Here is a 7,327-nt window from a genome sequence, read left to right as displayed (position 1 = left end):
TTCATCCGTAGATCGTATGCGGTATTAATCCGGCTTTCGCCGGGCTATCCCCCACTACTGGACATGTTCCGATGTATTACTCACCCGTTCGCCACTCGCCGCCAGGATTGCTCCCGCGCTGCCGTTCGACTTGCATGTGTAAGGCATGCCGCCAGCGTTCAATCTGAGCCAGGATCAAACTCTTCAGTTTAAACCTGTTACTGTTTTCGGTCTCTCTCGAGACCGGTCGCTCACTCAAAGCTGACAGGTTCTGAATAAATTCAAAAACCTGACTTACTTTAGTGTGAGACTCTTGATACTTTTGCTGCTCCCGACAATGCTCCGAAGAACATCATCAGGCCGCCACCGCATCAAGCGCCCACACTTATCGGCTGTAAATTTTTAAAGATCGCTTCACTCAAAACAGCGTTTTTATTCGCCGTTTTTTGCGCCCCGCATCAGAAGGGAGGCGAATTATGCAGGCCCAAGATCCACTCGTCAAGAGAATCTGGAATATTTATTTTTGGGGCCGCTACATTGCTTTACGTGACGCGAATTTCTCCAGCCCCACGCCGAAGGAACGAAAAACGATTCGAAAGCTCACGTCCGGCATAACCTGGCTCGCGCTCACCTGCCGTCCTCAAGCCGCGTCCGGCTCACGGCGCGATGGGTTCGAGGCCCGTCTTGCGCACCGTCGGCTGCGCGGCCGGCGACGCCAGGAACTGCAACAAAGCCCGCGCTTCATCGGGATGCTTCGCGCCGACCGGAATGCCGCCAGCGAAGCGCGTCACCGACTGCATCTGTTCGGGCAGCTCGCCGACGAATTCCACTCGCGGCACGGGCAGCAGTTCCGCTACCTGCTGGAAGCCAATTTCGTAGTCACCCTTCGCGACTACCGAGGCGACCGGGATGCGTTCAATCATTCTTGCCTTCGGACTGACCTGGTCTTCTATACCAAGCTTTTTGAACATCTCGTTCTTGATATAGACTCCGCTCGCGCTGTCCGAGTAGGCGATGGACTTCGCCCGCAGAAGCGTCTTCCGTAGCGCGTCGACAGTACTGATATCGGGCTTTGGCGCGCCCGTACGGACGACCATGCCGATGCGCGAATCAGCCAGGTCGACCCGCGAGCCTGAAATGACTCTACCGTCCTTGATGAGACCGTCGAGGGCGGAGCCCACCATGATGACGACGTCCGCCGACTCACCGCGTGCGAGACGATTCGGTATCGATTGCGGCGACTGGCCCATAGAAGGCCCGAGGATGATGTCGATGGTATGCCAGTCCCCTGCGTGAACGTTGGTGCGAGCGCCTTAAAGGCAGCCGCAAAGCCTCCAGACGTCATCACATCAAGTTCGGCAGCGTGGACGACGCTGGCGCAGGCGCTGATGGCAATAAAGGAGAAGGCGACGAGGCGGGCGCGAAGTGGTTTCATTTGGGTGCGATGTGAGAGCATCGAAGTCCAGTCAGCGAACGTGCGGGAATACCGCTAGTATCGGCGCGCCGTCGTTTCCCCCGCGGTTGTTTAGTGCACCTGCATCGCAGTACGTGCCTCTGCGTTGGCGTGCCTATCTCCCCTGAATATATTGAGGCAAGGGCTGCGCTCCTGGAACCGGGTTTCCGGCCGCGTCCGTAGGCAAACACTGCGTCTCAAAGGCCGTGAAGATCGCAGTGAATCCATCGCCTTTTTGAACGATGACCGCGCCGTCCTGAGACCTTGCATTCTCAGCTGCATGCTTGCCAGGCGGGTTGCCCTGGTTCATGTGAGTCTCGTGAAGCCCGTTTCTTTGTGGCACGAATAGAAAGCCAAAGCCGTAGACAATGACGTTCGCTTGCGTTGGCGTCCAGAAGTCCCGGTCATGTAACACACCGCTACCGTTGTCGAACGGAAGCGATTGGGAGTTTTGAGTTTCGTCTATCGTCAGGATCGAATTGATGTTGTCGTTGATGTCTACGTGGTTCCCATTCTCGTCCTCGTATGGAACAGGCTGCAAAAGAGAGAGATCGAGCAAGCCTTTCTCCGGCGCGTAATCGAGGAGCGGAAAGCCGTCTGTGTGCAGTCCAGGATCGAGCGAACCCAAAGTCGAAGTGATTGGATTGACGAAGTTGAGGTTAGCGTACGAGTACACGTCGTCGCTACCATTGGGACCCGGCTGTGTGGATGCGGAATTGACAACTATATTGAATTGCGCGCCCGCACTGATCGTGATGACATAGTGCGGGCTACCGATATAGGTGTCCTTGTAAGGCGCCGCGCGCAGGAGCGTTCCTTTTATCATGCAGTATTGATTCATGATGCAAACTCCAGATCGAATTGTTGAGTTGATTAACCTCTATAACCAGATTGCTTATTCCATTCCCTGGTCACATTTCATTGCGAGTTTGCAGTTTTGATGCCCTCTCAGTTCGCGATGGGTTCCGCGCTGTCACCGGGCATCAGCAATTCGGGCACCTGACTGAAACGCCAGGTGTTGCTGCCGGCGTCGAAGTCGAACACCCACACCATGTCGAACCGCTCGCCGGGCCATTGTTGCGGCGCCGTTGTGTTGCCGAGTATGGCGTTTGCAATGAGCGGGATGTGCTTGTGCTCCCAGCCGATCAGCACGACACCGTCGCATGACTTTACGGCATCCACCAGTTGGGTCTCCTGACCGACAGCGTAAGTCGTATTGACGATGAGCGAAAGTTTTTGCGCGACGATGCTCACTGTCTCCTCCGGTCGCTTGCTCGACTGCCCACCCGCATCGGACGCCGCAAAGATCGTCTGCGGCTGAGCGAGTTCGGGGCTTTGCAGCGGGCCGCGAGACGGCGCAAACAGAACTGCCAGCGCGCCGGCGCGGTTCCATCCCTGCACGAGCAATGAATTGGCATCCTTCTCGCCGTCCGACGTCACGCCATAAGGCTGTAATGCACCCTGAGGCTTTTCGCCATGGCGAACCACCATGATTTTTTGTGCAGATCCCATGTCGCCCTCCAAAGGCTGACTCGCGCGCCCCGGCAAACCGGCCGTCAGGCCAACGCCGCCTGGATCGCAGCCAGCAAATTCTTCCCCTGCGGCGTCCCCCAACCCGATGCCGCGTCATAGCCAACACCCGCGCTATAGCCACCCGCGGAGGCGGTGTTGTTGTTGCCGGAAGTCACGTCCGTGCAGCCAGCCGCCCCGAGCGTCGGCGCGCTGCCAGCACCTGCCGTTTGATAAAGCATGGGAGTCAGATACCCGACACGCTTACCACCCGTGAGCTGGCTGTTGATCAAGGCGATCAACGCCGCCCAAAGCGGACTCGCGGCGCTCGTGCCGCCATTGGCTTCGGCATGGCCATCCACCACCAGCAGATAGGGCGAGGCATTCCAGTCCGCATTGGCGGCCACGTCGGGTATGCATCGGCCGTTGATAGCACCGGGATTAACCGACGTAATCGTGATCGTGCTTTGCCAGTCCGGCCGCTGAAATACGTCGCTGACCCCGCCCCCCGAGCTGCCTCCCTGATCGGCCCGGAGCCCGTCGCCCTCCATCCACACGACGTCCGCGGCCGCACCTGTAAAATCGACGATGGTCGTCCCACCTACGGAGAGCACATAGGGACTCGACGACGGAAAATCGGCGTGTGCGTGCCCGTCAGTGAGCGCGTCGCTCGAGCCGTCGTCGCCAGCGGCGACGCACACCGTCATGCCGAGATACGCCGCCTCTTTCAGCGTTTCGTTGATCTGCGACATCGCCTGATCGGTCCAGATATCCGTGCCCTCGGGCGCGCCCCAACTGATCGACAGCACGCCCGGATTATTGGTCTTGTCCTGCATCGCGGCGTCGAGCCCGGCAATCATGCCTGCGTCCGTCCATGCCGAAAAATAGACAACGATGCCGCTCTGGGGACACAGCCCCCCAATGACCTCGATATCGAGCATCACTTCGCCTTCAGCGCCATCCTTGCTCTCGGTCGACGTGCCGTCCGTACTGACCGGCGTCACCGTCGGCATCGTGACGCCGGCTTTCTCACAGAACTTGCTGAGATCGCCAGCAAAATAGCCGCCGCCGAATTCGAGGAGACCGACTGCTTGCCCCCTACCGTCGCCTTGAGGAAAGTCATAACGGGTTCCGAATTGCGCAGGGACATACCACGACGGCTGCGAGGACGAAAGCGCCTGCGGCGCGACTGTCCCGCGAACAGGTTGACGGCGCCGCTTCACGGTACGGCGATTGTCGAGGCCGAAAACGCCTTGCACGATATCCTTGAGCGCGTCGGGAATGAACAGATAGCCGACACGCCCACGATAGTTCCCATCCGCATGCGCGTAGTTGAAGAGCTTCACGTTGAATGCGGACTCCATCGCGCTGATCGGTCCGGACAGCCGCACGGTTCTCGCACCCAGGCTCGAGCCGACCGTCTTGAGACCGTACTGCGACATGATCTGCGTCACCTCGTCGATGTCGTCCTGTGACGCCCCGTAACGCGCGGCAAGCTCGTCGCGCGTGAGCGGTACAGCCGGGCGCGCCTCCAGCTCCGGCAGCGACTGCTTTCGCCTCAGCTTCAGTGTCACCTCGATGACACCACGCGCGTTGGCCTGACCCAATACCCGGGATCCGGGCATGGCGCGTCTCAGGCTCCCGGGCAGCTTACGATTCGGTACGTTCATGATGGCCTCACTCGGCATTGCCACTCGCCGCCGTACTTCAAGCGTGGCCGCACCCGACGGTTCGGCGGTGCGCGCCTGACCTTTCGTCGTGTCGCTTCGGTCTGTGGCTCAGTACGGCGTGCGATTCACTCGCCTGCGATATTGAGCAATACCTTCCACAGCCGTCTGCTCCGGCTGAACCGCCGCCCTGATGGCGGCGACGTGGGCTTGCGCCCCGCCATAGAAGGACGAGAGGTCTGCCTTCATCGCGGTTCTCGATGCGTTGTCGAGGTAGACCATATGGCCCGAAGGATAGTTGTGGACCGATAGGTTCTGGTCGATCTGCTCGCTGCCCACCGGCATGGTCTGGAACGTGATGAAGGTCTGGAAGAATGGCGTCACTGCATCGTAATATCCGTTGGCCGAAAACACCCTCAGGTACGGATTGACGGACATCGCGGCTGCAAGGTCGCCGGCTGTGTACAGTGTTCCGGCACCGCCTTTCTGGGCGCCCGTGGGGTCGATATGACCGAAGTCCCAGTTGTCGAACGCCAGATCGTTCAGGTCCATGAAGGGCGATACCGATGTGTACTGCAATTCGTCGTTGAGGTACACATTCCACATCGCCGTATATACGCCACTCACGGCAGCCATCGTAGGATCGTTGCCACCCGAATCCGGTGAGACGAATTCAGCAATGCCCGTGTCGATTCCCGTCACGCGGCCATCATAGGCGCCTACGGCCAGCCCGGTATCGAGCAACAGGCTCGTCAGGAACGCCGAGCCGTTTCCGAGCGAGGGATCGAGCTGCCAGTACTTGAGGACGATAGGCGGGACGCCGAGTATGTCACTCAGATGCTGCAACACCGCCTCATCGACGTCGGGGAACGCGTTCAGCGCATTCGCATACGGACCGCTCGCGAATACGCTCACCTCGTCCATAAACTTCGGCAGATCGGGGGGCACCGGATTCAACGAGACTTTCTGGTGGAACCAGGCATCGGCCGCGAACGTCGGGAGGATGCCGATCGGATTGCCCGTCTGCGAATAATCGAGAATCGAAGACTGCAGGACGATGCCGTTCAGATCGACACCGTCTTCGTGCAGCAGCCACGTGAGCACACAGGTGCGCGGCGTCCCATATGATTCGCCGAACAGGTACTTGGGGGAATTCCAGCGGTTGAACACGGTCAGGTAACGCTTGATGAACTGCTTGATGCAGTCTGCGTCCTCGTCCACGCCCCAGAAGTCCTTGTTGGTGTGCGGCTCGACCGCGGTCGAGTAACCGGTGCCCACCGGATCGATGAACACAAGGTCTGTCTGATCCAGCAGACTGTCCGTGTTGTCTTCGAGTTCATAGGGAGCCGGGGGCGTAAAGTTCGGCATGCTCGTCTTGATGCGCCGCGGTCCGAATGACCCAAGAAGCAGGAAAACCGATGACGAGCCCGGACCGCCGTTATAGAAAAAGGTGACCGGTCTCGAAGAGGGTGTCGAGTCGTCAGCGGTGAACGCCACGTAGAACAGTTTCGCGCCTGGCCGCGAGCTATAGCTGTCGGTCGTGACGAGATGACCCGCCCGCGCCGTATAGGCAATCGACTTCCCGTTGAGCTTCAGCGTGTGACGCGTGATGGCCGCGTTTTCGGTGACGTCGCCGATCGAATCGTCGGGACCGTATCCATACGGCGTCGTGTCGACAAGCGGCTGGTCAGCCGGTGCGCCATTCCTTGCAGTTGCGTTCATCGCGGATCTCCGTTTTCAGTTCAGTCGAAGACGCGCCGCGGCTTCGACGTCGTCCAGTTCACGATTTCATCCGCCAGCCATCACGCACTCCAGTAATGGGTGCGAAGACGATAGTAGACATTTGATGCGTGAGGAACGTACCACGCCCGCTCGCGGCAGGCGCTGGGCGCCGTGTCGCGCCAGGGATGATTGACGACCCTTGCGAAGCCGTTTTCGGGTCGACAGCACTTGCGACGCGATGAACATCGTTTCGATGCTTCACGTATTGAAAAGTATAGAAAATGGCCCGTTATTTCCAAGGCACTTTCCGATGCCCACCACTATCGATCGAATGAAATCGACCACTCGTGGAAGCGGGTTCACGCGCTGTCCTCTGATAGCGCGATCGAGTCGATATGCTGTTTGCATGAATCGTTGCCGTTCGTTGGATACAAGTCAGAATCGATTGTCCGCGCTATTCAACAGCCAGCCACCGAACCGGGTACCGTTCGGCTGCAGCATCGATGCCGCGAAGCTATTGCCGGCAACTTTCAGGATGCCGATTCCCCAAGGGCTGGTGACCAGAATCTCGTCCACGCCGTCGACGTCGACGAGGGTCGCGTTCCCGGTTGCCATCTGCTTGCGTCCTGGCCTGTTCTTGATGGTGGGCTTTCAGGGTCTGCGCTACGGCCCATTGACGATTCGAGACTTTACTGAGCGGACGCGATGCGGATCAGTTGCCAGTCGTTCAGCCCAGGCGGCCTGGCGACGGGGAGTGTCTGAATTTTTGTGTGCAAGGCAGATAAAAGCCTGCCGTCTGGCAGGCTCATCAATTGCATTCTACAAATGATTTCTGGTGAAGCGATCCTCGTAGAGGATCGCGAACTGGTTCATCGCGGCTTTCCAGTCATGCGCGGCACGGCTCCAGTCAGCCGTGATATTGCGCAAGGCCAGCCAGAGCAGTTTGGTCGCGGCCTCGTCCGTCGGGAAGTGCCCACGCGTCTTGACGATCTTGCGT

Annotated in this window: 5 protein-coding genes, 1 rRNA gene and 2 pseudogenes; all 8 read right to left on the bottom strand. The window is 59.0% G+C overall.

Translation table 11 applies throughout. The features are described 5' to 3' along the window. Window positions 1-190 (bottom strand): 16S ribosomal RNA (locus tag M3I54_RS43015); the annotation flags it as partial. 445 nt (window positions 191-635) lie between these two features. Beyond that, a pseudogene (locus M3I54_RS43010) lies at window positions 636-1,414 on the bottom strand (substrate-binding domain-containing protein). A 133-nt stretch (window positions 1,415-1,547) separates the two neighbouring features. Then, window positions 1,548-2,273, bottom strand: a complete 726-nt coding sequence (locus M3I54_RS43005) for a DUF2278 family protein (RefSeq protein ID WP_254346434.1) — start codon at window positions 2,271-2,273, stop codon at window positions 1,548-1,550. Window positions 2,274-2,380: 107 nt separating this feature from the next. Next, window positions 2,381-2,944 (bottom strand): hypothetical protein, encoded by a 564-nt coding sequence (locus M3I54_RS43000; RefSeq protein ID WP_254346436.1) that lies wholly within the window; start codon window positions 2,942-2,944, stop codon window positions 2,381-2,383. A 44-nt stretch (window positions 2,945-2,988) separates the two neighbouring features. After that, window positions 2,989-4,566: a protease pro-enzyme activation domain-containing protein gene (locus M3I54_RS42995; RefSeq protein ID WP_254346432.1), complete on the bottom strand. Its 1,578-nt coding sequence runs from the start codon at window positions 4,564-4,566 to the stop codon at window positions 2,989-2,991. Window positions 4,567-4,719: 153 nt separating this feature from the next. Beyond that, window positions 4,720-6,330, bottom strand: a complete 1,611-nt coding sequence (locus M3I54_RS42990) for a S10 family peptidase (RefSeq protein WP_254346430.1) — start codon at window positions 6,328-6,330, stop codon at window positions 4,720-4,722. A gap of 435 nt (window positions 6,331-6,765) precedes the next feature. Beyond that, window positions 6,766-6,945: a hypothetical protein gene (locus M3I54_RS42985; protein ID WP_254346428.1), complete on the bottom strand. Its 180-nt coding sequence runs from the start codon at window positions 6,943-6,945 to the stop codon at window positions 6,766-6,768. 204 nt (window positions 6,946-7,149) lie between these two features. Beyond that, window positions 7,150-7,327: pseudogene (locus M3I54_RS42980) on the bottom strand (IS256 family transposase); the annotation flags it as partial.

Source organism: Paraburkholderia sp. CNPSo 3274 (genome assembly GCF_024206475.1).
Lineage (GTDB): Bacteria > Pseudomonadota > Gammaproteobacteria > Burkholderiales > Burkholderiaceae > Paraburkholderia.
Note: the sequence above shows the minus strand (reverse complement) of the source record. Positions and strands in the feature narration are given on the sequence as shown.